Genomic DNA, 22573 nt, shown 5'->3' on the forward strand with positions numbered 1-22573 from the left:
CCCGCGGCCACGGGGGCGGCCGGGCCGCGCGGGCACGGGAGCCGCTCGCGGGTGGCGGTCCCGAGGGGACCGGTGGCCGGACCTGCCGACTGCTTCCCGGGCGGCAGCCGGTCCACATGGGCGGTGCGGAGCGGGCTGGCGGTCGGCCGGATGTCGTGGGTGCGGTCCGTCACGGGCGTCCCGGGCCGGCGAGGGTGCGGTCCGTCTCCCGCTGTGACCAGCGGGCGGTGAGCAGCAGTGCGATGTCGTCCGGGCGGTCCTCGGCCTGGCGCGCCTCCCGGATCAGCCGGTCGGCGGCGTCGGCGATCGTGATCCGGCTGACCCGGCTGAGGGTGGCGCGCAGCCGCTCGACGCCCGCGTCGATATCGGTCCCCGCCTCCTCGATCAGCCCGTCGGTGAAGAGGGCCAGCACCGCCCCCGGTGCCAGGGTGAGTTCGGAGACCGGGTAGCGCTCCTCCGCGTCGACGCCGAGGATGAGCCCGCCGGGCAGGTCGAGCACCTCGGTCGTACCGTCGGGCCCGCGCAGCAGCGGCTGGGGGTGCCCGGCGCGCACGGCCCTCGCGGTCCCTGTCACCGGGTCGAGGAGTACGTAGCAGCACGTGGCGAACTGCGCCGGGTCCAGATCGATGAGGAGCCGGTTGGTCCCGCTCAGCACCTCGTCGGGTTCCCGGTCGGCGAGGGCGAACGCCCGTACCGCGCTGCGCAGCTGGCCCATGATGGCCGCGGCGGATACCCCGTGGCCCTGGACGTCGCCGATGACGAGGGCGAGGCCGCGGGCCGTGTCGATGACGTCGTACCAGTCTCCGCCGACGTCCATGCCCTGCGTCCCCGGGAGATAGCGGCCGACCGTCTCGACGTCCTTGACGACGGGCAGTCGGTTCGGCAGCAGGGCGGCCTGGAGACCGCGGGCCAGCGCCGACTCGCTGTCGTATCGCTGGGCGCGTTCGAGGGCCTGCGCGATGAGTCCGGCGAGGGCGGTGAGGACGGTCCGTTCCTCGGGGGCGAAGCCGCGCGGGTGGTCGAAGCCGAGGATGCAGGAACCCACCGGCCGGCCGGAGGCGATCAGCGGCAGGAAGGCACGCGCACCGACGGAGGCGTCGATCGCAAGCCCGGGATAGGCCGCGGCCAGCTTGTCCATGGACTCGAAGAAGATCGGCCGACCGGTGGTGAGGGTTTCCACGCCGGGGATGCGGGCGTCGAGCCCGACCCCGTCGAAGGGCGCGAGGAAACCGGCCGGGAAACCGGTCTCCCAGGCCAGGTACAGATGGCGCTCGTGGAGGACGTAGATGGCCAGCTGCCGGCCGCCGAACGCGGGCAGCAGCTCCTCCGTGACGACCGCGGACACCTGGCGCGCGGTCACGGCCTCGGTGAGGGCGATCGCGAGGGCGACCGGCCGGTACAGGGCGCTGACGCGGTCGGCGGGCGAGGCGAAGGTGCCCAGGCCGGCGCCGGCGGAGCTGACGGAACCCGGTGTGTAGTCGGGGCGTTCGGCGGCGGCGAGGGTTCCGGTCACCCCTTCCAGGCCGGGGAAGAGGGAGACGGTGATCCAGTCGTCCTCCCCGCGGCCGGCGCGGAACTGGACGGGTGTGTGCGCGAGCAGAGCCGCCCGGTAGTGGTCCCAGTGGCCCGGGCGGTCGAGCCACGGCACGGCCTCCCACAGCACCCGGCCGACGAGCTGGTCGCGGGGCGTCCCGATGAGGTCCTCGGCGCTGTGGTTGGCATAGGTGATGCGGCAGGAGCGGTCGAGGGAGAAGAGCCCGTCCGGGAGCCGGTCACCGGCCTCCCCGGAGACGACTCCGGTGCCGAGGTCGACGAGGGACCCGGTGACACGGCGCGTGCCGATGCCGGGGGCCGCGTGGACCGGGCGTCCGGTCAGTTCCACCAGTGACGGCGGGTCGTCGTCGCGGCGGATCCGCATCCTGCGCACCACGGGGCGGCCGGTCTGGGACGCCTCGCGGGCCACCGCCCACAGCTGGTAGGCGTCCTCGGGCGTGAGATGGGCGGTGAGCCCGCCGATGGTGCCGGGGAAGTCGGCGGGGTCGACTCCGAGGATGGCGCAGAGTTCCTCGTCGGCGATGAGCGCCCCGCTGCCGAGGTCCCAGTCGAACGTACCGATGCGCACGGGACGGGTCGTCGGATCGGGGGCCTGGACCGCGAAGGGCTCACCGTCCCAGCGGACGGGGGTGCCGTCGTGGTGGAGTTCGCCGAGGGCGGCGCCCAGCCGGGTGCCCGCGTCGGTGAAGCGCCGCCGGTCGGCCTCGGCGACCGGTTCCCCGGCGGTGGCCGGGCCCAGGGCCACCAGAACGCCGAAGCGCTCGTCGCCGCTTCTGACCGGCGCGTACAGGGAGCTGAACGGGAACGGCAGACCCGCCATGAGCTGCGGGAAGCGTTGCATGGCCTCCTCGCCGTCGGCGAGGTGGATGAACTGCGAGCGGCGGTGGCACTCGGCCACGGGAAGGGGCCTGTTGACGTGCATGCGCCACCATGGGCGCAGCAGCTCCCCGGGGAGTCCCACGACCACGGCGAGGCGCAGCAGACCGGGCGTCCGGGAGCGCAGATACACGCCGCCGGCATGGCCCCCTACCGTGCCGATCGAGTGGACCGCGGCCTCGGCGAGCACGAGTCCGAGCTCGTCCAGGGGGTGGACCGCGCCGCCGCTCGTCCCGCGCTGCGGCCCGCGCTCCGAGCGCGCGCCGGGCCTGGCCGCGCCGTACCGGGTCACATAGAAAGGATGCGCCAGGGCCGCGGGAACGCGCACCTCAGGCCGCCGGGCGCGGGCGCGATGGGCGCGTGGACTCCGTTCTCGGGCACGCGGCCGGGCGCCGGCCTGCCACGTCACCCCCGCGAACCGAGGGGCGGCCCCGGGACTTCGCGCTCGTGCTTCGAGCGCCACGTCCGGGGTCCGCGCGCCACGCTGGGTGCGGAGGTCAGGACTCCCGCTCGTGGTGTCAGGGGCAGCGGACGACCTGGCCCGCGTACGACAGGTTTCCGCCGAATCCGAAGAGCAGCGCGGGCGCTCCCGACGGGATGTCGCCACGTTCGAGCAGCCGGGCGAGGGCCATCGGGATCGAGGCGGCCGAGGTGTTGCCGGACTCGACGACGTCACGGGCCACGACGGCGTTCACCGCACCGATCCGCTCGGCGACGGGCTCGATGATCCGCAGGTTGGCCTGGTGCAGTACGACGGCTGCGAGGTCCTCGGGCGCCACCGAGGCCCGTTCGCAGACCCGGCGGGCGATCGGCGGGAGCTGGGTGGTGGCCCAGCGGTAGACGGACTGGCCCTCCTGCGCGAAGCGGGGCGGAGTGCCCTCGATCCGTACCGCGTGCCCCATCCCGGGGACCGACCCCCACAGCACGGGGCCGATGCCCGCGTCGCGCTCGCCGCAGCCCTCCACCACCGCGGCGCCGGCCCCGTCGCCGACGAGGACGCAGGTGGTGCGGTCGGTCCAGTCGGTGACGGCGGACATCTCGTCGGCGCCGATGACGAGGGCGCGGCGGGCGGAACCGGCCCGGATCGCGTGGTCGGCGGTGGCGAGGGCGTGGGTGAAGCCGGCGCAGACGACGTTGAGGTCCATGACCGCCGGGGAGCCCATGCCGAGCCTGGCGGCGACGCGGGCCGCGGTGTTCGGGGAGCGGTCGGTCGCGGTCGAGGTGGCGACGAGGACGAGGTCGATGTCGTCGGGGCCGAGCCCGGCGGCGGCGAGGGCCTTCGCGGCCGCGTGGGCGGCCAGTTCGTCCACCGGCTCGTCGGGGCCCGCGATGTGGCGCGTCCGGATGCCGACCCTGCTGGTGATCCATTCGTCGCTGGTGTCGACCATCCGCGCCAGGTCCTCGTTGGTGAGTACCCGGGCGGGCCGGTGGTGCCCGAGCGCGGCGATACGAGTGCCGGTCATGCCCGGGCACCCCCTTTGTGTCGAGGTCAGGAGCCATCCAGTCTCGTCAGCGACCGGCGGGTAGGGGGGCGGCCGAACCGACAGGATTCACCCGCGCGTGTTGGAGGCTCCACCCAGTCGGCGGTGCCCGGCCGCCGGGCGCGGATCCCGTGCCGCGGGCTCAGCGCGCGGGCGGCTCGTGGATGCCGAAGGGCGAGCCCTGGTCGTCGCGGCAGAACCGGAAGCGGCCGAAGCGCGCGACGTCGTCCTCCGCCTCGGCGTCGGGGCCCTCAACGGTGCCGCCCAGCTCGACGATCCGTTCGAGCGCCGACGCGAGGTCGTCGACCTTGAAGAAGACGTACGGCACGGCTTCGGCGTCGGCCCCGTGCACCCCGCCGGGGACGGTGGGGGTGGTGACCGCGAAGCCGGTGCCGTCCGGCACGTCCTCGAAGGTCCAGCCGAAGAGTCCGCCGTAGAAGGTGCGCGCCTTCCTGGGGTCCTCGACGCCGAGCTCGAAGAACGAGATCTCTCCGGCCATCACCGGCTCCTGTCGTACGACGAGGGATGTCGCCGTCCACGCTGCCACAGGCGCTGCCGGCGGCGACGGCACGGGACCGCGCGGGCGGCCACCGCGCGCCGGGCGCGGCGGACCGTGCAGGACAATGAGATCGTCGCCGGGCGCCTCGCGCACCCGCACGAGGCCGCGCGGCGCGCCGCGTACGCTCCAACGCACAGAGTCGGGACTGATCACCATGGGACGGGTCACCGAGCGCCGCCGCACCATCCGGATCAGGAACGGATCGGTGACCGCACGGTCGGACACCCTCGTCGCCGAGGAACCACTGGAGATCCGGCTGAACGGCCGCCCGCTGGCGATCACCATGCGCACCCCGGGCGACGACTTCGCCCTCGCCGCCGGCTTCCTGGTCAGCGAGGGAGTGGTCGGCTCCGCCTCGGAACTGCGGTCGATCGTGTACTGCGCAGGCGCCAGGGACGACGGCACCAACACCTACAACGTGGTCGACGTGCAGCTCGCGCCCGGTGTCCCCGTCCCCGACATCACGCTCGAACGCAATGTCTACACCACGTCCTCGTGCGGACTGTGCGGCAAGGCCAGTCTCGACGCGGTGCGCACCGTCGCCCGGTTCCCGATCGCCGACACTCCCCCGGTCCGGATCGAGCCCGGGCTGCTCTCCGCGCTCCCCGACCGGCTGCGAGCCGCGCAACGTGTCTTCGACCGGACCGGAGGACTGCATGCCGCCGCCCTGTTCTCCGAGGAGGGCGAGCTGCTCGACGTCCGCGAGGACGTCGGCCGGCACAACGCCGTGGACAAGCTGATCGGCCGCGCGGTGCGCGAGGACCTGCTGCCGTTGTCGCGAGTGGTCCTGCTGGTGTCGGGCAGGGCGTCGTTCGAACTGGCGCAGAAGGCGGTCATGGCGGGGATTCCGGTGCTCGCGGCGGTCTCCGCACCGTCCTCGCTGGCCGTCGACCTGGCCGCGGAGACCGGGCTGACCCTGGTGGGCTTCCTGCGCGGTCCGGACATGAACGTGTACGCGGGCGGGGAACGCATCGCCCTTCACTCGGGAGTGTGACGGACCCGGCCCGGGGCGCGCCCACGCCGGCCGGTCCCTGTCCGCGGAACAGGGGCTCAGCGCGCGGAGACCCGGGCCGGGCCGGACCCGACGGTGTCCTCCGCAGGGCGCGGGTCCGCCGCCCGCCGCCGGGCGATGGCCGCGCAGACCATCAGCTGCAGCTGGTGGAACAGCATCAGCGGCAGCACGGCCAGGCTCGCCTGCGCGCCGAAGAGGACGCTCGCCATCGGAAGCCCGGCGGCCAGACTCTTCTCGGACCCGGCGAACTGGACGGCGACCCGGTCCGCGCGGCCGAAGCCGAGGCGCTTCGGCCCGTACCAGGTGAGCGCGAGCATCACCGCGAGGAGTACCGCCTCGACGAGCAGCAGCGCGCCCAGCCGCACCGGGGTGACCTGGTGCCAGATGCCGGAGACCACGCCCTGGCTGAACGCGGTGTAGACGACCAGCAGGATCGAGCCGCGGTCGACGACGCCCATGAGCCGGCGCCGGCGCGCGAGGAGGCCCGCGATCCTGCGGCGCAGCAACTGCCCCGCCAGGAACGGCACCAGCAGCTGGAGCACGATCCTCAGCAGCCCGTCCGCCGACAGCCCGCCGGTGCCGCTGCCGAGCAGCAGCGCGGCCAGCAGCGGGGTGAGCACGATCCCGGCGAGGCTGGAGAAGGATCCCGCGCAGATCGCCGCGGGGACGTTGCCACGGGCCATCGAGGTGAAGGCGATCGAGGACTGGATCGTCGACGGCACCAGGCACAGGAAGAGCAGCCCTTCGTGGAGCGACGGGGTCAGCACGGTGGGGACGAGACCGCCCGCGGCGAGACCGAGCAGCGGGAAGACGACGAAGGTGGCGGCCAGCACCGTCGCGTGGAGCCGCCAGTGCCGCAGCCCTTCCAGTGCCTCGCCGGCCGACAGCCGGGCTCCGTAGAGGAAGAAGAGCAGGGCGACGGCCCCGGTGGAGGCCCAGCCCGCGACGGTGGCCGCGGATCCGGAGGCTGGGAGCAGCGCCGCGAGGAGCACCGTGCCGAGCAGCATGAGGACGTACGGATCGACCCGCAGCCGGAACGGCGGCCGGGGGGAGGTGCGGCGGCTCATGTGCTCCACTTGCTCTTGGTGAGGATCGTGCCTCTCCATGCTCCACGCCCCCGGGGCGATCGGGAATCCCGCACACCGCTCTGACTGTCATCACGCACTGCGATGAGCGGCTAGCATGAGGGGCGTGTACGACCCCGGTCTGTTGCGGACCTTCCTCGCAGTGGCGCAGACCCTGAGCTTCACCCGGGCGGCTCACCGGCTGGGTGTGCGGCAGTCGACCGTCAGCCAGCACGTGCGGCGGCTGGAGGAGGCGGTGGGGCGGCCGCTGTTCACCCGGGACACCCACAGCGTGGAGCTCACCGAGGACGGCGAGGCGATGCTGGGCTTCGCCCGGACCATCCTGGAGGCCCAGGAACGGGCGGCCGCCTTCTTCACCGGCACCCGGCTGCGGGGCCGGCTCCGCTTCGGGGCCTCCGAGGACTTCGTGCTGACCCGGCTCCCCGAGATCCTGGAGTCGTTCCGCCGCGAGCATCCCGAGGTCGACCTGGAGCTGACCGTCGAGCTGTCCGGCACGCTGCACGAGCAGCTGGGGGCGGGCCGGCTCGACCTCGTCCTCGCCAAGCGCCGAACCGGCGGCACCCACGGCGACCTGGTGTGGCAGGACACGCTGACCTGGATCGGCGCGCCTCGGCTGCGGCTGGACCCGGAGCGTCCGGTGCCGCTGATCGTGTTCCCGCCGCCCGGCATCACCCGGGCCCGGGCGCTGGAGGTGCTGGAGTCACACGGCCGGGCGTGGCGCATCGCCTGCACGAGCGGGAGCCTGAGCGGACTGGTCGCGGCGGCTCGCGCGGGGCTGGGTGTGATGGCCCACACGCGCGGGCTGATCCCGCCCGGTCTGGTCCCGGTCCCGGCTCGTGCGGGACTGCCGGAGCTGGGGGACGTGGACTTCGTCCTGCTGCACGGACACCGGGCCGGCGCTCGCCCCGGAACCCGGGAGGCGGCGGACGCGCTCGCCGCCGCGATCCTCGCCGGGGTCGACCGGCTGCACCGCCCGGCGGACGGCACGCGCTGACCCGGCGCCCTGGCGGCGGCAGGAGCGGGACCGCCGGCGCCGGCTGCCACGCCTGGCGACCGGCCACCGGCCACCGGCCACCGGCCACCGGCCACCGGCCACCGGCCACGAAACCAGAGGGCCCCGGCCCCGGTCGGGACCTCCGAACTCCGTCCACGGACAGCCAAACCGGACACAGAAGGCAGACCGGGGCGTGCTTGCCGCGTACAGATTCGGTGCAGATTCGCGCAAGCGTCACTTACTCTTCGGTCAGAACACGGCCCGACCGCAACGGTGTTGGCCGGATTGATGCGGCTGACCAGCGTCGATGCGAAACATACCGAGTTGCTGAAGGCTCTCCCGCACGAACGCCCGGTGGGGTACCGTCACCGGCGCTGTGCGGAGCGCCACAAGGAGCAGGTCATTGCGTGAGTTCACGGTTCCCCCCTTGGCGACGGCACCCCCTGTCGGCGGGCTGGCGGATGCCGTGTTCGACCACGCCCGGACCGACCCCGGCCGGGTGGCCCTCGGCCGCAAGGACGGCGACGGCGCGTGGCACGACGTGACGTCCGCCGAGTTCCGTGACGAGGTGCTCGCGCTCGCCAAGGGGCTGCTCGCCCAGGGGGTGAGGTTCGGGGACCGTGTCGCGATCATGTGCCGCACCCGGTACGAGTGGACGCTGTTCGACTTCGCGCTGTGGGCGGTGGGCGCCCAGTCCGTACCGGTGTACCCCACCTCGTCCGCCGAGCAGGTGCTGTGGATGATGCACGACGCCGAGGTCTCGGCCTGCATGGTCGAGCACGAGGACCACGCCATGACGGTCGGCTCGGTCATCGACCGGCTGCCGCACCTCAAGCGGCTGTGGCAGCTCGACAAGGGGGCGGTCGACGAGCTCTACGCGGCGGGCGCGCACATCGACGACGACGTGGTGCACCGGCACCGCAGGGCCGTGACCCCGGAGTCCATCGCCACGGTGATCTACACCTCCGGCACCACCGGCCGGCCCAAGGGGTGCGTGCTCACGCACGCCAACTTCATGTACGAGACCGAGACGCTCGTCGGCCGCTGGGAGCCCGTGTTCCACTCCAAGCCCGGCGACGAGGCCGCGACGCTCCTCTTCCTGCCGCTCGCCCACGTCTTCGGCCGGATGGTGGAGGTGGCGGCGATCCTGGGGCGGGTCAAGCTGGGCCACCAGCCGGTGCTCCAGGCCACCGCCCTGATCGCCGACCTCGCATCGTTCCGACCGACGTTCATCCTGGCCGTCCCGTACATCTTCGAGAAGGTCTTCAACGCCGCGCGGCGCAAGGCGGAGGCCGCCGGCAGGGCCGGGCCGTTCGACAAGGCCGTCGACGTGGCGGTGCGGTACGCGGAGGCAGTGGAGCACCGCGCCTTCGGCCTCGGCCCCGGCCCGTCGGCGGGCCTGCGCCTGCAGCACCAGTTCTTCGAGAAGGTCGTCTACACCAAGGTCCGGGAGGCCATGGGCGGCCGGGTGCGGCACGCGATGTCCGGCGGTTCGGCCATGGACCGCGGACTCGGGCTGTTCTTCGCGGGCGCCGGCGTCACCGTCTTCGAGGGATTCGGCCTGACGGAGTCCTCCGCCGCGGCCACCGCGAACCCCCCGGAGCGCACCAAGTACGGCACGGTCGGGCAGCCGATCCCCGGCACGACGGTGCACATCGCCGAGGACGGCGAGGTGTGGCTGCACGGACCACAGGTCTTCTCCGGCTACCTCAACGACCCCAAGGCGACGGACGCCGTCCTCAAGGACGGCTGGCTGGCCACCGGGGATCTCGGGTCCCTGGACGAGGAGGGCTATCTGACGATCACCGGGCGGAAGAAGGAGATCCTGGTGACGTCCGGCGGCAAGAGCGTGTCGCCGATCGGCCTGGAGGAGCGGGTGCGGGCGCACCCGCTGGTGGCGCAGTGCATCGTCGTCGGCAACGACCGCCCCTACATCGCGGCACTGGTCACCGTGGACCACGAGGCCGTCGAGCACTGGCTCGCGATGCGCGGCCGGCCGCCGATGAAACCGGCTGACCTGGTGCGCGACCCGGATCTGGAGACGGAGATCCGGCGGGCGGTGGTGGCGGCCAACACGCTCGTGTCGCAGGCCGAGTCCATCCGTACCTTCCGGATACTGGCGCATCCCTTCAGTGAGGAGCACGGGCTGCTGACGCCGTCGCTGAAGCTGAAGCGCAAGGCGATCGAGACGGCGTACGCGACCGAGGTGGACGCGCTGTACCGCTAGGGCCTGTTGCGAAGCCCGGGCGCCGGGCACGAGGCCGTCCGTGGCGCAGGGACCGGCCTGAATGACGGGGCGGCTGCTCGGTGTGCCGCGGCGCCCGCCCGGGGTCGCCGCAAGGGGGACAGGGCCGCGTGCAGTGTTCACATTCATGCACCACGTTCAGCGATGTGCAATAGGGTCGCGACGGGCGGACCGCCGGTCGGCGGTTCCGGCCGGGCCCGCCGCGGGGGGCCGCCCGGAACGCCGGAGGTTCCCCCTCGGGAATGCGTCCGCCCGAATGATCGTTGACCATGGGAGCAACACCCGACCGACGTAAGGATCGACCGCTCGTGAGCAAGGTCCCCTCCATCACCCTCAACAACGGCGTCGCCATGCCGCAGCTCGGCTACGGCGTGTGGCAGGTACCGGACGACGAGGCGGCGAAGGCCGTCGGCGCGGCCCTGGAGGCCGGTTACCGCAGCATCGACACGGCTGCCGTCTACGAGAACGAGAAGGGTACCGGCAAGGCCGTCGCGGCCTCCGGGATCCCCCGCGAGGAGCTGTTCGTCACCACCAAGCTCTGGAACGGCGACCAGGGCCGCGACTCGACGCTCCGCGCCTTCGACGCCTCCCTCTCCCGGCTCGGCCTGGATTACGTGGACCTGTACCTGATCCACTGGCCGGTGCCGTCCAAGAACGCGTATGTGGACACGTACAAGGCGTTCGAGACCATCCTCGCCGAGGGCCGCGCCAAGGCCGTCGGCGTCTCCAACTTCCTTCCCGAGCACCTGGAACGGCTGCTCGGCGAGACCTCGGTCGTGCCGGCCGTGAACCAGATCGAGCTGCACCCGCAGCTCCAGCAGGCCGGGGCACGGGCCTTCCACGCCAAGCACGGCATCGCCACCGAGGCCTGGTCGCCGCTGGGCTCGGGCCGCGGACTGCTGGAGGTCCCGACGATCGTCGCGGTCGCGCAGAAGCACGGGAAGACCCCGGCGCAGGTCGTGCTCCGCTGGCATCTGCAGCTCGGGAACGTCGTGATCCCCAAGTCCGTGACGCCGTCGCGGATCCGGGAGAACATCGACGTCTTCGGCTTCGAGCTGGACGACGACGACCTCGCGGCGTTCGCCGCCCTCGACGAGGACCGGCGACTCGGCCCCGACCCGGCGACGTTCAGCATGGGCGCCTGAGGCAGCGGCGCTCACCGGACCGGCGCGGCCGCCGCGGAGGCGGCCGCGTCGCCGCTCCCCCGAGGCGCAATGACCGTCCGCTGCCTCGGTATGTTCGTCCCGTTCACCCGGGGATGCCCGTCCGGCACCGTCCGGCCCGCCCGCGGGCACGGACGCCCACCCCGGACCCGAACCCGCCACGGACGACCGGCATTCGCCGCCTGCCACCACCCAAATTCTGCTTATGCTTCTGCCGTGTTCGATTCCCGGTACATCAGGACTTTCCATGAGGTGGTCAGGGCCGGCTCGTACTCGGCAGCCGCCCGTTCGCTCGGCTACACCCAGCCCGCGGTCAGCCAGCAGATGAAGGCGCTGGAGCGGGATGTCGGCACCCCCCTCTTCACCCGGGTCGGGCGCGGCATCAGGCTCACCGAGGCCGGAGAGGCGCTGACCCGGCACGCCGGGACGATCCTCGACAGCCTCTCGGCGGCGCAGCAGCAGATCGACGCCATCGCCCGGCTGCGCTCGGGGCGCGTGCGGGTGTGCGCGTTCCCCAGCGCCTGCGCGACCCTCATACCCGAGACCATGGCCGCCGTCGCGGCCGAACACCCGGGCATCCGCATCGAGTTGACCGAGAGCGAACCCCCCGACTCCCTGCGGCTGGTGGCCCGCGGCGACTGCGACATCGCGCTGGCCTTCAGTTATCCCGGCCACACCACCGAGATCCCCGACGAGCTGGCCGAAGTGCCACTGCTGGAGGACCCCTTGACGGTGCTGCTGCCCACCGGGCACCCGCTGTCCAGGCGCCGGGCCGTACGGCTGGCGGATCTCGCCTGCGAGCGGTGGATAGCGGGCTGCCTGCGCTGTCGCGCCAACTTCCTGCACGCCTGCGCCGAGGAGGGATTCGCTCCCGACATCGCCTGCACCACGGACGACAACCTGGTGATGCAGAGCCTCGTGGCCTCGGGTGTGGGCATCGCCATGGTCCCGCAGCTCGTGCTCTCGTTCCTGTGCCACGCCAAGGTGACGGGGAGGATCGTGGAACCGCACACCCGCCGCCGGGTCGGAGCGTACGCGCTGCGGGAGCAACTGCGCATCCCCGCCACCGCGCTGGTGCTGGACCGTCTCGTCGCGGCGGCCGAGCGCAGGGCCGGCTGCTGAGCCTCCCCGCCGCCGCCCGCCGGAGCAACTTCCGGACCGAACGCCGCCACCGGCGCGGCACGGCCCCTTCTCCCCATCCATAAGCGGATGTTGAGGACCCTGCAAGCGATCGCTCCTGGACGTTTCCGCAGGGCAGGGCGGACGCTGCGGACATGACGACTGCGAACCCGGCCACCCTCACCGCTCCCGCCACGACCGCCCGGCTTCGTTCCCTGGTGACGGACATACGGGAGACCGTGAACCGCGGTCTTCCTCCCGAGCCCACCGCCTACATGGTGGCGGAGAGGCTCCTGCCGCACCTCGGCCGGCCCGATCTGCTCACCGCGGAGCAGTGCGAGGGCGATCCGGAGCACTACCGCCAGCACGTGCTGCACGCCGAGCGCGACGGCAGCTTCTCCGTGGTCGCCCTGGTCTGGCTGCCCGGGCAGTGCACGCCCGTCCACGACCATGTGTCGTGGTGCGTGACGGGGGTCCATCGGGGCGAGGAGCACGAGCGGCGCTACCGGCTGGTTCCGCACGGCACGACCGCCCGGCTCGTCGCCACCGGGGACGTGGTGAACCCGGCCGGGACGGTCGCCGCGTTCGCCCCGCCCGGCGACATCCATCTCGTCCGCAACTCCGGGTCGGGTCCGGCCCTGTCCCTGCACGTGTACGGCGCCGACATCGCCCGCCTCGGCACCAGCATCCGGCGCGTCTACGACCTGCCCGCCGACCGGTGACGGCCCTCACCGGCTCCCGCTCCCGACGCGTCACCCCCCGGCAGCGGCCCGCCGGGCCGGCTCCGGGGCTGGCGCTCGCCGCCGCCGGAGTGGCCACCGCCTGGCTGTTGCACCGGGTCGTGCCCGCACTGCCGATGCTCACCGCGGCCGTCGTCCTGGGCGCCGCCGCCGCGCACACCCCATGGCTGGCCACACGGGTCCGCGGCCGCTGCCGCGGGGGCCTGACACTGGCCGCGAGACGCCTGATGCGCGCGGGGATCGTGCTGCTCGGGCTCAAGCTGGGCCTGGCGGACGTGCTGGGGCTGGGCTGGGCGACGGTGGCGATGGTGCCGGCCGTGGTGGCCGCCACCTTCTGCGGCACCTGGTGGCTCGGGCGCCGGCTGGGGCTGCCGGGCGACCAGCCGCTGCTGATCGCCGCGGGCTACTCCATCTGCGGGGCGTCCGCGATCGGGGCGGTGGGCTCCGTGCACGACAGCGAAGACGAGGACATGGTCACGTCCGTCGCGCTCGTGACGCTCTGCGGCACCCTCGCCATCGCCGTGCTGCCCCTGCTGCACGGACCGCTGGGACTCACCGACGCCGAGTTCGGGCGGTGGGTGGGCGCCGGCGTCCACGACGTGGGCCAGGTGGTGGCCGCCGCCGGGACGGCAGGACCGGCGGCGCTGGGCGAGGCCGTCCTGGTGAAGCTCCTGCGGGTGGCGCTGCTGGCCCCGCTGGTCGCCGTGCTGGTCGTCGCGGCCCGCCGCCGCGGCCGGGGAACCCCGGGGTCCGGGAGGCCGCCGCTCGTCCCGCTGTTCGTCGTCGGGTTCCTCGCCATGGTGGCCCTGCGCAGCACCGGCCTGCTGCCCGGGCAGGTCCTCTCCGCGGCCGGTGCCCTCCAGGAACTGCTGCTGGCCGCAGCACTGTTCGGCCTCGGCAGCGCCGTGCATCTGCCGTCCCTGTCCCGCACCGGCCCGAGGGTCGCGCTGCTCGGGCTGACCGCCTGGGCGCTGATCGCGACGGCGGCGTACGCGGGGGTGCTGCTCACCGCCTGATCGTCCGGCCCGCTCCGGGAACTCCGCGGCCCGGCCGCGGGCGGCGCCTCCGTCCGTCCCCGTTCCGGAACCCCGTCCTTCCTCGGTACCGGGGACCGCGGAACCCGCTCCGCGCGGCTCCGAAGCGCCGCCGGGCTCCTGCCCGTCCCGTCGTCCGGCCCCGGCTGCTGTCCGCGCCGGGCCCTGTGCACGGTGCGGGCCGCCGGCATGAAGCAGTGCGGGCGGCGCATCGGACCTCCTCGTCGTCCGCGTCCGGCAGCCGGCCGGCGCGGCGGCGTCGTCGGCGTCGTCGGCGTCGGCGTCGGCGTCCAGTTGCCCCTCCATGGCCCTGCGCCGCCACGAGAGGCCGAAGACCAGCCCCTCGCGCACGGCGCCGGTCACCGGAGCCGGCGGGTCGAGGAGGAAGGGCGGGCCCACGCGGCACGGACCGCCGGTGGACACACGGGGCCCTGGCCGGCGTGCCCCGGGGGTGTGCCGGCCGAGAGGCGTTCCGCCGGCGTCCGGCACGGGCCCCAGGGTGCGCCCGTTGCAGCGACGCCAACCGGGCCTGCGGCGGGGCGGACAGGACGGCGGGCCCACCCCCCGAAGCACCGGTCCGCGAGGGCGCGCCGCCGTCCCCTGGTCGGTCCGCACACCGGTCCGCGAGGGCGGGCCTCGGCCTGGGCGGGTCCGGGTGCCCGGCGCGCTCAGGGGACGGCGGTGCGGCGCAGGGCGATGACGCGGTAGCGCGGCTCGGGCCGGGGTTCGTCCGGTGCGGGCAGCGCGCGGAGTTCGGCGGCTAGCCTCTCGGCGACCGGACCGCGGGCCGTCAGCCGGGAGGCGTACTCGCCCCGGAGCAGGGCCTGGGCGGTACGCCGGGGAGACCTGCCCTGGCCGTGGCCGGTGAAGCGGGTCTCCCCCGCCGGGGCGAGGCCGTGCGCCGCGCCGAACGCCTCGATCCGATCGGCCCGGTCGTACGGTGCCACCGCCCGGTACGGAGCGAGCACTGCCTCGATGTCGTCGCCGGGTCCGTGCGCGGCGTCCATGTCCACAGTGGTGACGAACACGCCGCCGGGACGCAGTACCCGTGCTGCCTCCGCCACCACCGTGCGGGCGTCACGCACGAGATGCAGCAACCACACCGAGCTGACCGCGTCCACGGACGCGTCGGGCAGCGGCAGCCGGCGCGCGTCCGCGAGGACGACTCGCGGGACCCGGCCGGCGGCCGCCCTGACCATGCCGGGCGCCGAGTCCGCCCCCAGCAGCCGCAGTCCGTGCCTGGCGAGCCGTTCGGTCACGAGGCCGGTGCCGCAGCCGACGTCGAGGAGCGACCCGGCCGGGTTGGGCACGAGGGAGAGCACCGCCGTGGCGGCCGCGGCGGCCCGGTGCACCCCGCCGCGCACGGCGTCGTACAGGGCCGCCTCCACATCGTGGTCGAGCAGCGCGTCACGGCCGGCGCCGGCGGATCCGGCCGTGTCACGCCGCTCGTCGTCGTGCAGCACGTCAGCTCGCGCCGTGGCCGGGGGCGGCGCCCTCGACGCGATGGGCGAGCTCGAAATCGTGTTCGGTGATCGCGCCGCCGGCGGCGTGTGTGTTCACCGTGAGGTTGACCGTGTTGTACCCGAGGAGCAGATCGGAGTGGTGGTTCAGCTCCTCCTGGATCTGGGCGATGTGGACGACCAGCGCGGTGGCGGCGAAGTGACTGCCGAGCCGGTAGGTGCGGGCGATCCGGTCGCCTTCCTGGGACCAGCCTGGCAGTTCGCGCAGCCGGTCCTCGATCTCCTTCTGGGACAGCGGCTCTGTGGGCATGGGCGAGCTCCCTCCGGAAGTGTCTGTCGGCGACGTTACGGTTCCCTCATGACAACTGTCGCGCCCGACACGGGAGTAGGGCCACTGCTGCGCGGCTGGCGTGAGCGGCGCAGGCTGAGCCAGCTGGAGCTGGCGCTGCGTGCCGGCTCCTCCGCCCGCCATGTCAGCTTCGTCGAAACGGGCAGGTCACGGCCGAGTGAGGAGATGATCCTGCGGCTGGCGGAGCAGCTGGAGGTGCCGGTGCGGGACCGGAACGCGCTGCTGCTGGCAGCCGGTTACGCGCCTCGGTTCGCGCAGACGCCGCTCGACGACCCGGCGATGGACTCCCTGCGGGCGGGCGTGGAACGGCTGCTGCGGGGCTACGAACCGTATCCGGCACTCGTGGTCGACGGCACGTACACGGTCATGGCCGCGAACCGGGGCGTCGCGATGCTGCTGGAGGGCCTCCCGGAGCATCTGCTCACGCCCCCGCCGAACGCGATCCGGATCACCCTCCACCCGGAGGGTCTCGCCCCCAGGATCCGCAATCTGCGCGAGTGGCGCGGCCATCTCCTGGCCCGGATGGAACGCCAGATCGCCCTGGTCCGCTCGCCCGCCCTGCGGGAGCTCTACGAGGAGGTCGCCGCGTATCCCCTCGTGGGGCCCGGTGCCGAGGTCCCGGCGGGGGACGGGGCACAGGACGGGGCCGACGGAGAGGGCACGCAGGACGGCGCGCCCCATGCGTACCTCGCGCTGCCGCTGCGGATCGAGCACGACGGCAGGGTGCTGTCGTTCGTCTCGTCGATCTCGACGTTCAACACACCGATGGACGTGACCGTCGCGGAGCTGGCCATCGAGACGCTGCTCCCGGCCGACCCCGCGACGGTGACCTACCTGCAGTCCCTCACCCCGTAGCCGTGGCGCGCAGCGCCGCCCACTGCAGGCCGGCGAAGCAGGCGACGGTCAGCGCCTGGGCCGGTGTCCAGACGGCGCCCGCGGCCGTGGGTTCCAGCCAGAGCACGACGGCGGCGAGGCTGAGCAGCGCCCAGGCCGCATTGACGTCGACGACGAGCTTGACGGCGGCCACCGGCGGCTCCCGCCGTGAGGCCAGCAGGCCGATGCCGGCGGCGACGGCGACAAGCAGCGCACCCAGCGCCGCGAGGAGGGAGCCGTCGATGCCGAACAGCCGTCCGATGGGGCCCGGGGCGGCGAGGTAGGCCGCTCCGTTCAGGCCGGTGACGGCTGCGTCGAGGGCGAGGAACCGGCGCAGCGTCACCCGCGGGTCGGCGGTGCGGGAGAGTCCGGCGAGCAGGGTTCGGGGCATGGCGGAGCCTCCGTCGATGTCGTGGCAGCGTGTCGGGTCCGGGTGCCGGGCGGAGTGCGCCGCCCGGCACCCGGTGCCCTCACGATGCCGGGGCGGCGCGGCGCGGTCGATTACCCCGGAGGTCATGGTGGGCGGTGGGCGGCTCCGCGGGCCTGTCCCCTGCTTCGGCGCGGGGACGCACGGCTCTCACCGAGCGGCTGCCGGGGAAGGGGGCAGGCCGACCCGGCGCGGTACGGCGACGGGCTGCCGATGTGCACGGGAACGCGGCGGCCGAAGGGCGGACGGTCGACGTCGCGGCGCCCGGGGCGGGAAGCCGGTCTGAGCCACCGCCCTTGACATCGGGGGCTCAGACCGGCGCCTGTTCCGCTTTCGCGGCGTTGACGGCCCGCACCACCCGCGGGGGGCGGCGGGTGGACACCAGCGGACTGCGGTACGGGAGGCCGTGGTCGGCGATCGCGACCCGGACCGCCGTGGGGACGTACGCGCGCGGGGCGGCGCGGGCGTGCGGACCGGCGCGGAACGTGCGCCGGTCCCGTGTTCCGTCCGCGTCCAGGATCTCGGCCCGGCCGAGCCGTTCCACCCGTGCGTCCGGGCCGTCGTCGGTGAGCGCGCCGTCCTGGACGCGCAGGGGGGCGACGCCGTACCCGAGGGGGCAGGGGGACGGGAGCGCGGCGCCGGCCGACGCGGCGGCCGGGGCGGGCCGTTGTCGAGGGGTGCCACGACGAGTGCGCCCGCGTCGCGTGCCGCGCCCGCCGCCGGCCACCGGCGCACCGGCACGGCGAGGCGCTCCTGACACCCGGTCATGTCGCCGACGGTGCCACTCCCGCAGCGGCTCGGCGCGCCGGGGACGGCCGACCCGGGGTGCCGGGACGGCCGGGGCGCCGACGCGCCCGGAGCCGGGCACGGGGCGGGTGCGCCCGCGTGCCGGCCACGGCGGGGTCAGTGGGCGTCGTCCGGCCCGGCGTCACGGCCCCGGGGTTCGCAGTGCTCCGGAGGCTCGGGTTCTCGTTCGGGCGCTCCGGGGGTGTGGTGGTCGTCCGGACCGGTACGGACGACCTCGGCACGGATGAGGGCGTTCACGGCGGCGAGGGGGTCGATGGGCATGGCTGTCTCCTTGCGCTTCACGAGGTGCTCGGACGGTGGTTGAAGGTGGGCGTCCGTACGGGAGACGGCACGACGAGACGCCGGTCCCGTACGGGTCCTCAGCAGCGCAGGACCACGGACCTCGTGGCGGGGGGCGGGGGCGGAGCGGCGGACCCGGCGACTCCGCGGGGACACGGGCCGGGGGCCCTGTCGCCCGCCGTCCCGTCCTCGGTCGGCGCGCAGGCCCGAGCGGCCCGTCCCTCCGCCCGGGCGGGCGGTGGCTGTTCCGTCACGGAGGTGTCCTGCGGTGCCTCTCCCGCCGGATCGGCGGGCACGGAGGCCGGCGGGCGATCGGTGCCGGGCGGGGTGACGGCCGTGGCGCCCGCCCGGGTCATGAGTACGGCGACGAGCGCCATCAGGACGGCGAGCACGACACGGTCGGCACAGCGCACGGGTCGGTTCACGGGCACAACCTCCTGGACATGCCAGCTGTGCCCCCGAACCGGCCGCGGCGCGCCGTCCCCGCCCGGAATTCGCCCTATCGGACCTGTCGGACTACGCCCGACCGGCCGAGTCAATCGCGTCCGGCACCGTCCGGCGGTTCCGGGCCGACATCCACGCGTACACGATCACTCCGGCGAACAGGAACAGCACGCCCTGGTAGACGGCGGCGTAGCCGGAACCCGCGACGAGCCAGAGGGAGAAGGCGGCGGCGACCGCGGCGAGGACGGCGTCGCGGACGAGCCGGGCCCGGCTCACGCGGTGCGTCTGGCCCGAGGCGAGGTAGTGGATCTGCGCCGCGGTGGACAGCAGGTAGGGGACCGTCGCGGTGAAGGTCGTGATGAGGACGAGGACCTCGAACACCCCGCCGGAGCCCGCCGTGTAGTTGTAGACGGTCAGCGTCGAGGCCAGCACGACGGTGACGAGCACGCCCGCGGTCGGCACGCCGCGCCGCCTGCGGGCGAAGAAGGCCGGGAAGAGGCCGTCCCGGGCGGCCGCGTACGGGGTCTGGGCGCTGAGCAGGGTCCAGCCGTTGAGCGCGCCGGCCATGGAGACCAGCGCCATGCACGCCACGGCCGTACCTCCCCAGGCGCCGCCGAACATGGCGTTGACGGCGTCGGAGAAGGGCGCGGTGGACTCGGTGAGGTCGTCGTGGGCGACGGTGCCGAAGACCGCGAGGGTGCCGAGGAGGTAGATCACGGCGGCGCCCGCGGTACCGAGGATGGTGGCGCGTCCGACGTTGCGCCGGGGGTCGCGGACCTCACCGGCGCTGACCGCCGCGGACTCCACTCCGAGGTAGCTGAAGAGCAGGACCGCGGCGGAGGCGGAGACCGCGCCGAGGGTGCCTGCGCCACTGGCTTCGAACGGCCCGAGGTTGCCGGCGTCGAAGAAGAACAGCCCGCCGACGGCGACGAGCAGCAGCGGCACGAACTTCATGACGGTGGCGACGAGCTGCACCGCGCCCACGTACCGGGTACCGGCGAGGTTGGCGAGCGCGGGCAGCCACTGGAGCAGCAGGGCCGCCGCGATGGTCGCCGGCTTGGAGCCGTGCAACGGTACGAGGACGTCGAGGTAGCCGACGGCCGCGACGGCCAGCGCGGCGTTCGACACCCAGGCGGTGATCCAGTACGACCACGCGGCGAGGAAGCCGGCGAAGTCGCCGAAGGCCTCACGGGCGTACACATAGGGGCCGCCGGTGCGGGGATGGCGTTCGGCGAGGCGTCCGAAGACCAGGGCGAGCGCGATCGCGCCGGCGGTGAGGACGGCGAAGGCGACGAGGCTGACCGTACCGAAGGGCGCGACCGAGGCGGGCAGCAGGAAGATGCCGCCACCGATGATGTTGCCCATGACCAGTGCGGTGGCGACGGGAAGTCCGAAGTTCCGTGCGTGCCCGCCGCCCTCGCCGGCCGGCTCCCCGGCTGTCGCAGCGGTGGGTTCGGTCCTGGGAACTGTGCTGGTCATGGGGGTGGTGCGCCTCTCTCCGTGCAAACCCGAACATGTTCGGGGACGGCGCGGCACCCCACCAAATCAGTCGGATTCGTCCTGCGGCACCGGACCGTTCACGGGAAGGGCTTCGCCCCGGCCGCCCGGCGACCGGCGATCCTCCACGGGCCCCAGCGGTACCTGCGGTCCGAAGGGCTCACCCCGGCACTCGTCCAGCCAGCGCTGCAGCACTGCGTGCACCTGTTCCGCCCCGGCCGGCTCGCCCCCGTCCGGGAGGGGCTCCGACAGTTCGAGCGGGGAGAGGAGGAAGGGGTGGGACTGCTCTCCGCCGAGTCCGCCGTGCGAACCGATCTGCGCCTCGAAGGCGTGCACCCCGCCCGTCGCCGGGTCGTACATCGAGTTCACCATGATGTCGGCGGCGTGCGGGAACGAGTCGGTGCGCCGGACGGCGTCGGCGGCCCCCGGTCCGAACACGGCGAGCGGGCCGGAACCGTCGAGTCCGGCAACGGGCAGTTCCACCGTGCCCGCGCCCTCCCGGGCGAGCACGACGGAACCGTGCCGTTCGCTGCGCACCAGCAGGAATCCGATGCCGGGGTGCCCGGCGAGAGTGTGCAGGAGCGCCGGGTGACGGCGGTCGATCTCCTCCCGGCCGGCCCGGCCCGGAAGGTCCGGGAAGGAGATCAGGCCCAGGTTCCCCGAGGCGAGGACGATCGGGTCCGGACCGGCCGCGGGCCGCTCCCCGGCCGCTTCCTCCGCCATCGGTCGGTGCAGCGCGCCGAACAGCGCGTGACGGGCCGCGTCCCTCGCCTCCGCGCCGCTCTTCGTGCGTCCCGCGCGACGGGACACGGGCAGCCCGCAGCCGGCCCTGACGAGGTCCTTCAGGGTCAGTCCGTAGGCGCCCTCGAAGGTCTCGCCGGGGCTCTGGCCGTGGTCGGAGAGGAGCACGATCCGGTAGGTGCGGGGCGCGTGGTCGGCGACCTTGGCGATCAGAGCGACGGCACGGTCGATCCGCTCGAGGACCTTGGCGGCGTCACGGCTGTGCGGTCCGGAGTGGTGGGCCACCTCGTCGTAGGCGACGAGGTCGGCGTAGACGGCGGTGCGCCCGGCGAGCATGTCGCCCATCACGGCGGAGACCACCACGTCCCGTTCGACGACGGTCGCGAAGGCCCGGATGAAGGGGTAGAGCCCGCCGCGGCCGGTGCGCGGCCGGTCGCCCCGCATCCGTGAGCGAACGGACTGCCCGATCTCGCGGACCACCTCCGCCACGAACGACACCGCGGTGCGGACGGCGTTGGCGGGATCGGAGAAGTAGGCGAAGTATCCGGCCCTGGAGCGGTTGGCGCGGCCGCGACGGGCCGCCACCGACAGGACCAGCGCGAGCTGGTCGGCGCCGCCGGTGAAGAGGTTCCCGCGGCTGGCGCCGTCGAGACTGAGCAGCCCGGCGTCCTTGGTCCGCAGGACGGCCCGGCGCTGGAGCTCGGCGGCGCTCGCGGGCCGGTTGCTGACCATGATCCGGCCGGTGTCCTTCTCGTACCAGCGGAAGCCGGGCACGTCGTGGTTCGAGCCGTGCAGGATGCCGAGCTGGCTGGCGCCCGTCTGGCTGGACCAGTCGGTGCGCCAGCGGGTGAGCCGGTGCGAGGTGTCGAGCCATCGCGCGACGGTGGGCATCAGCCCGGCCTCCACCGCCTGGACGAGCACGGCGTGGCCCACGCCGTCGAGTTGCAGGAACACCGTGCCGGGAGGTGCGTCGCCGTCGGCCGGGCCGCCGCGTCTGCGACGCCGGCGGGTGGCGAGGCGGGACAGCCGCCGGCGGTAGGCGTTGTCGTCGCGGACGGCCAGGGCGGTCGAGGTGGCCGAGGCGACGGCCGACATGACGGCCGCGACCACCACGGCGGTCTCGGGCGCGGCGGCGCCGCCCCCGTCGGGGATCAGCCTCAGGGCGAGCAGCAGCAGCGAACCGTTCAGGAAGAACACCAGCACCCCCAGCACCAGCGCGGGCACCAGCAGGAAGGCGCGTACGACCAGCGGCCAGACCAGCGCGCTGAGCAGGCCGAACGCGCCCGCGCCCCAGGCCGCGGTGACGGCCGTCCTCGTGATGCTCTCGCCGTCGTCCGACCGCAGCTGGAAGTCGGGCAGGATGCCGGCGAGCGCGAGCAGCGTCAGGGTGGACACCGCCCACACCACGATCACCCGCAGCAGCGCTCCCCCGGCGGTCCGCCACCACCCCGCACCGATCCGCGGTCCGCCCACGCACGTCACCGCCCTCTCGACTCGCCTGCGTCCAGCCTGTCACGCGGTCCGGCGGTCCGGGCTCCGGATCTCCGCGATCCTCCCGCCGGTGGGGCACCGGGCCCGCGGACCGCTAAGGGCCCGGCCCCCGGGGGTGAACCGGCCGGGGCCCCGGCACCGGCACGGCGTAGCGGCTCCGGATCTCCCGCCCCTCCCGCGGAGGGGACGGGGCCCGCCGACCGCCACGGGCCCGGCCCCCGGGGGTGAACCGGCCGGGACCGGGGTCGCGGGCCGGGCGGCCCGGCGGCCGGGCCCGCGGAGGGGATCCGCGAACGGGTCCCGGCGAGCCGCGGGCGGGGCCGGAAAGGACCGGGCCGCGGGC

At 74.2% G+C, this 22573-nt stretch carries 20 protein-coding genes; 8 read left to right on the forward strand and 12 right to left on the reverse strand.

What is annotated here, in order from left to right; translation table 11 throughout:
* Nucleotides 1-169 precede the first annotated feature (169 nt).
* From AB0J10_RS20080 to AB0J10_RS20090, 3 genes are all read right to left on the reverse strand, one after another.
* Nucleotides 170-2758: a SpoIIE family protein phosphatase gene (locus AB0J10_RS20080; protein ID WP_363063346.1), complete on the reverse strand. Its 2589-nt coding sequence runs from the start codon at nt 2756-2758 to the stop codon at nt 170-172.
* Between the two features lie 190 nt (nt 2759-2948).
* Nucleotides 2949-3893, reverse strand: a complete 945-nt coding sequence (locus tag AB0J10_RS20085; RefSeq protein ID WP_363063348.1) for a beta-ketoacyl-ACP synthase III — start codon at nt 3891-3893, stop codon at nt 2949-2951.
* Nucleotides 3894-4053: 160 nt separating this feature from the next.
* Nucleotides 4054-4410: a VOC family protein gene (locus tag AB0J10_RS20090; protein WP_363063350.1), complete on the reverse strand. Its 357-nt coding sequence runs from the start codon at nt 4408-4410 to the stop codon at nt 4054-4056.
* 214 nt (nt 4411-4624) lie between these two features.
* On the opposite strand from AB0J10_RS20090, the gene fdhD reads away from it, so the two are divergent.
* Complete coding sequence (gene fdhD, locus AB0J10_RS20095) at nt 4625-5464, forward strand: formate dehydrogenase accessory sulfurtransferase FdhD (protein ID WP_363063352.1); 840 nt, start codon at nt 4625-4627, stop codon at nt 5462-5464.
* Between the two features lie 56 nt (nt 5465-5520).
* On the opposite strand, the gene AB0J10_RS20100 is transcribed toward fdhD, so the two are convergent.
* Nucleotides 5521-6549, reverse strand: a complete 1029-nt coding sequence (locus tag AB0J10_RS20100; protein WP_363063354.1) for a bile acid:sodium symporter family protein — start codon at nt 6547-6549, stop codon at nt 5521-5523.
* A gap of 115 nt (nt 6550-6664) precedes the next feature.
* Here AB0J10_RS20100 and AB0J10_RS20105 point away from each other — a divergent pair, with 115 nt between their 5' ends.
* From AB0J10_RS20105 to AB0J10_RS20130, 6 genes are all read left to right on the forward strand, one after another.
* Nucleotides 6665-7561, forward strand: coding sequence for a LysR substrate-binding domain-containing protein (locus AB0J10_RS20105; protein WP_363063356.1), 897 nt, complete (start codon nt 6665-6667; stop codon nt 7559-7561).
* A gap of 427 nt (nt 7562-7988) precedes the next feature.
* Nucleotides 7989-9788 carry a long-chain fatty acid--CoA ligase gene (locus tag AB0J10_RS20110; protein WP_363063358.1) on the forward strand — a complete coding sequence of 600 codons (1800 nt, stop codon included), beginning with the start codon at nt 7989-7991 and terminating at the stop codon, nt 9786-9788.
* A 326-nt stretch (nt 9789-10114) separates the two neighbouring features.
* On the forward strand, nt 10115-10951 hold the full coding sequence (locus tag AB0J10_RS20115) for an aldo/keto reductase (RefSeq protein WP_363063360.1): 837 nt from the start codon (nt 10115-10117) through the stop codon (nt 10949-10951).
* 234 nt (nt 10952-11185) lie between these two features.
* Entirely contained in the window at nt 11186-12091 is a 906-nt protein-coding gene (locus AB0J10_RS20120; RefSeq protein ID WP_363063362.1) for a LysR family transcriptional regulator, read from the forward strand.
* Between the two features lie 152 nt (nt 12092-12243).
* Nucleotides 12244-12810 (forward strand): cysteine dioxygenase family protein, encoded by a 567-nt coding sequence (locus AB0J10_RS20125; RefSeq protein ID WP_363063364.1) that lies wholly within the window; start codon nt 12244-12246, stop codon nt 12808-12810.
* Nucleotides 12807-13844, forward strand: a complete 1038-nt coding sequence (locus AB0J10_RS20130) for a putative sulfate exporter family transporter (RefSeq protein ID WP_363063366.1) — start codon at nt 12807-12809, stop codon at nt 13842-13844. The genes AB0J10_RS20125 and AB0J10_RS20130 overlap by 4 nt, the downstream gene beginning before the upstream one ends.
* A gap of 686 nt (nt 13845-14530) precedes the next feature.
* Here AB0J10_RS20130 and AB0J10_RS20135 read toward each other — a convergent pair.
* Together AB0J10_RS20135 and AB0J10_RS20140 are read right to left on the reverse strand one after the other, a co-directional pair.
* Nucleotides 14531-15265: a class I SAM-dependent methyltransferase gene (locus tag AB0J10_RS20135; protein WP_363063401.1), complete on the reverse strand. Its 735-nt coding sequence runs from the start codon at nt 15263-15265 to the stop codon at nt 14531-14533.
* A 61-nt stretch (nt 15266-15326) separates the two neighbouring features.
* On the reverse strand, nt 15327-15632 hold the full coding sequence (locus AB0J10_RS20140; RefSeq protein WP_363063368.1) for a 4a-hydroxytetrahydrobiopterin dehydratase: 306 nt from the start codon (nt 15630-15632) through the stop codon (nt 15327-15329).
* Between the two features lie 48 nt (nt 15633-15680).
* Between AB0J10_RS20140 and AB0J10_RS20145 the strand changes: the two genes are divergently transcribed.
* Nucleotides 15681-16526: a helix-turn-helix transcriptional regulator gene (locus AB0J10_RS20145; protein ID WP_363063370.1), complete on the forward strand. Its 846-nt coding sequence runs from the start codon at nt 15681-15683 to the stop codon at nt 16524-16526.
* On the opposite strand, the gene AB0J10_RS20150 is transcribed toward AB0J10_RS20145, so the two are convergent.
* From AB0J10_RS20150 to AB0J10_RS20175, 6 genes are all read right to left on the reverse strand, one after another.
* Nucleotides 16516-16935 (reverse strand): hypothetical protein, encoded by a 420-nt coding sequence (locus AB0J10_RS20150; protein WP_363063372.1) that lies wholly within the window; start codon nt 16933-16935, stop codon nt 16516-16518. The two genes, AB0J10_RS20145 and AB0J10_RS20150, sit on opposite strands and share 11 nt — an antisense overlap.
* Nucleotides 16936-17281: 346 nt before the next feature.
* Nucleotides 17282-17839 (reverse strand): DUF3093 family protein, encoded by a 558-nt coding sequence (locus AB0J10_RS20155; RefSeq protein WP_363063374.1) that lies wholly within the window; start codon nt 17837-17839, stop codon nt 17282-17284.
* Nucleotides 17840-17874: 35 nt separating this feature from the next.
* Nucleotides 17875-18039 carry a hypothetical protein gene (locus AB0J10_RS20160; protein WP_363063376.1) on the reverse strand — a complete coding sequence of 55 codons (165 nt, stop codon included), beginning with the start codon at nt 18037-18039 and terminating at the stop codon, nt 17875-17877.
* A gap of 98 nt (nt 18040-18137) precedes the next feature.
* The gene (locus AB0J10_RS20165; protein WP_363063378.1) at nt 18138-18482 is read right to left on the reverse strand and encodes a hypothetical protein; all 345 of its coding nucleotides are present in this window, start codon (nt 18480-18482) and stop codon (nt 18138-18140) included.
* Nucleotides 18483-18573: 91 nt separating this feature from the next.
* Entirely contained in the window at nt 18574-19980 is a 1407-nt protein-coding gene (locus AB0J10_RS20170; protein ID WP_363063380.1) for an amino acid permease, read from the reverse strand.
* 66 nt (nt 19981-20046) lie between these two features.
* On the reverse strand, nt 20047-22197 hold the full coding sequence (locus AB0J10_RS20175) for an alkaline phosphatase family protein (RefSeq protein WP_363063403.1): 2151 nt from the start codon (nt 22195-22197) through the stop codon (nt 20047-20049).
* Nucleotides 22198-22573 lie beyond the last annotated feature (376 nt).

The sequence above is a fragment of the Streptomyces sp. NPDC049887 genome (assembly GCF_040656535.1).
Taxonomy (GTDB): domain Bacteria; phylum Actinomycetota; class Actinomycetes; order Streptomycetales; family Streptomycetaceae; genus Streptomyces.

Bases quoted from the DNA above. Each gene is read 5' to 3' on its own strand.
- AB0J10_RS20085 (WP_363063348.1), bottom strand. From the start codon at position 3,893: ATGACCGGCACTCGTATCGCCGCGCTCGGGCACCACCGGCCCGCCCGG.
- AB0J10_RS20090 (WP_363063350.1), bottom strand. From the start codon at position 4,410: ATGGCCGGAGAGATCTCGTTCTTCGAGCTCGGCGTCGAGGACCCCAGG.
- fdhD (WP_363063352.1), top strand. From the start codon at position 4,625: ATGGGACGGGTCACCGAGCGCCGCCGCACCATCCGGATCAGGAACGGA.
- AB0J10_RS20100 (WP_363063354.1), bottom strand. From the start codon at position 6,549: ATGAGCCGCCGCACCTCCCCCCGGCCGCCGTTCCGGCTGCGGGTCGAT.
- AB0J10_RS20105 (WP_363063356.1), top strand. From the start codon at position 6,665: ATGAGGGGCGTGTACGACCCCGGTCTGTTGCGGACCTTCCTCGCAGTG.
- AB0J10_RS20125 (WP_363063364.1), top strand. From the start codon at position 12,244: ATGACGACTGCGAACCCGGCCACCCTCACCGCTCCCGCCACGACCGCC.
- AB0J10_RS20140 (WP_363063368.1), bottom strand. From the start codon at position 15,632: ATGCCCACAGAGCCGCTGTCCCAGAAGGAGATCGAGGACCGGCTGCGC.
- AB0J10_RS20145 (WP_363063370.1), top strand. From the start codon at position 15,681: ATGACAACTGTCGCGCCCGACACGGGAGTAGGGCCACTGCTGCGCGGC.
- AB0J10_RS20150 (WP_363063372.1), bottom strand. From the start codon at position 16,935: ATGCCCCGAACCCTGCTCGCCGGACTCTCCCGCACCGCCGACCCGCGG.
- AB0J10_RS20160 (WP_363063376.1), bottom strand. From the start codon at position 18,039: ATGCCCATCGACCCCCTCGCCGCCGTGAACGCCCTCATCCGTGCCGAG.
- AB0J10_RS20170 (WP_363063380.1), bottom strand. From the start codon at position 19,980: ATGACCAGCACAGTTCCCAGGACCGAACCCACCGCTGCGACAGCCGGG.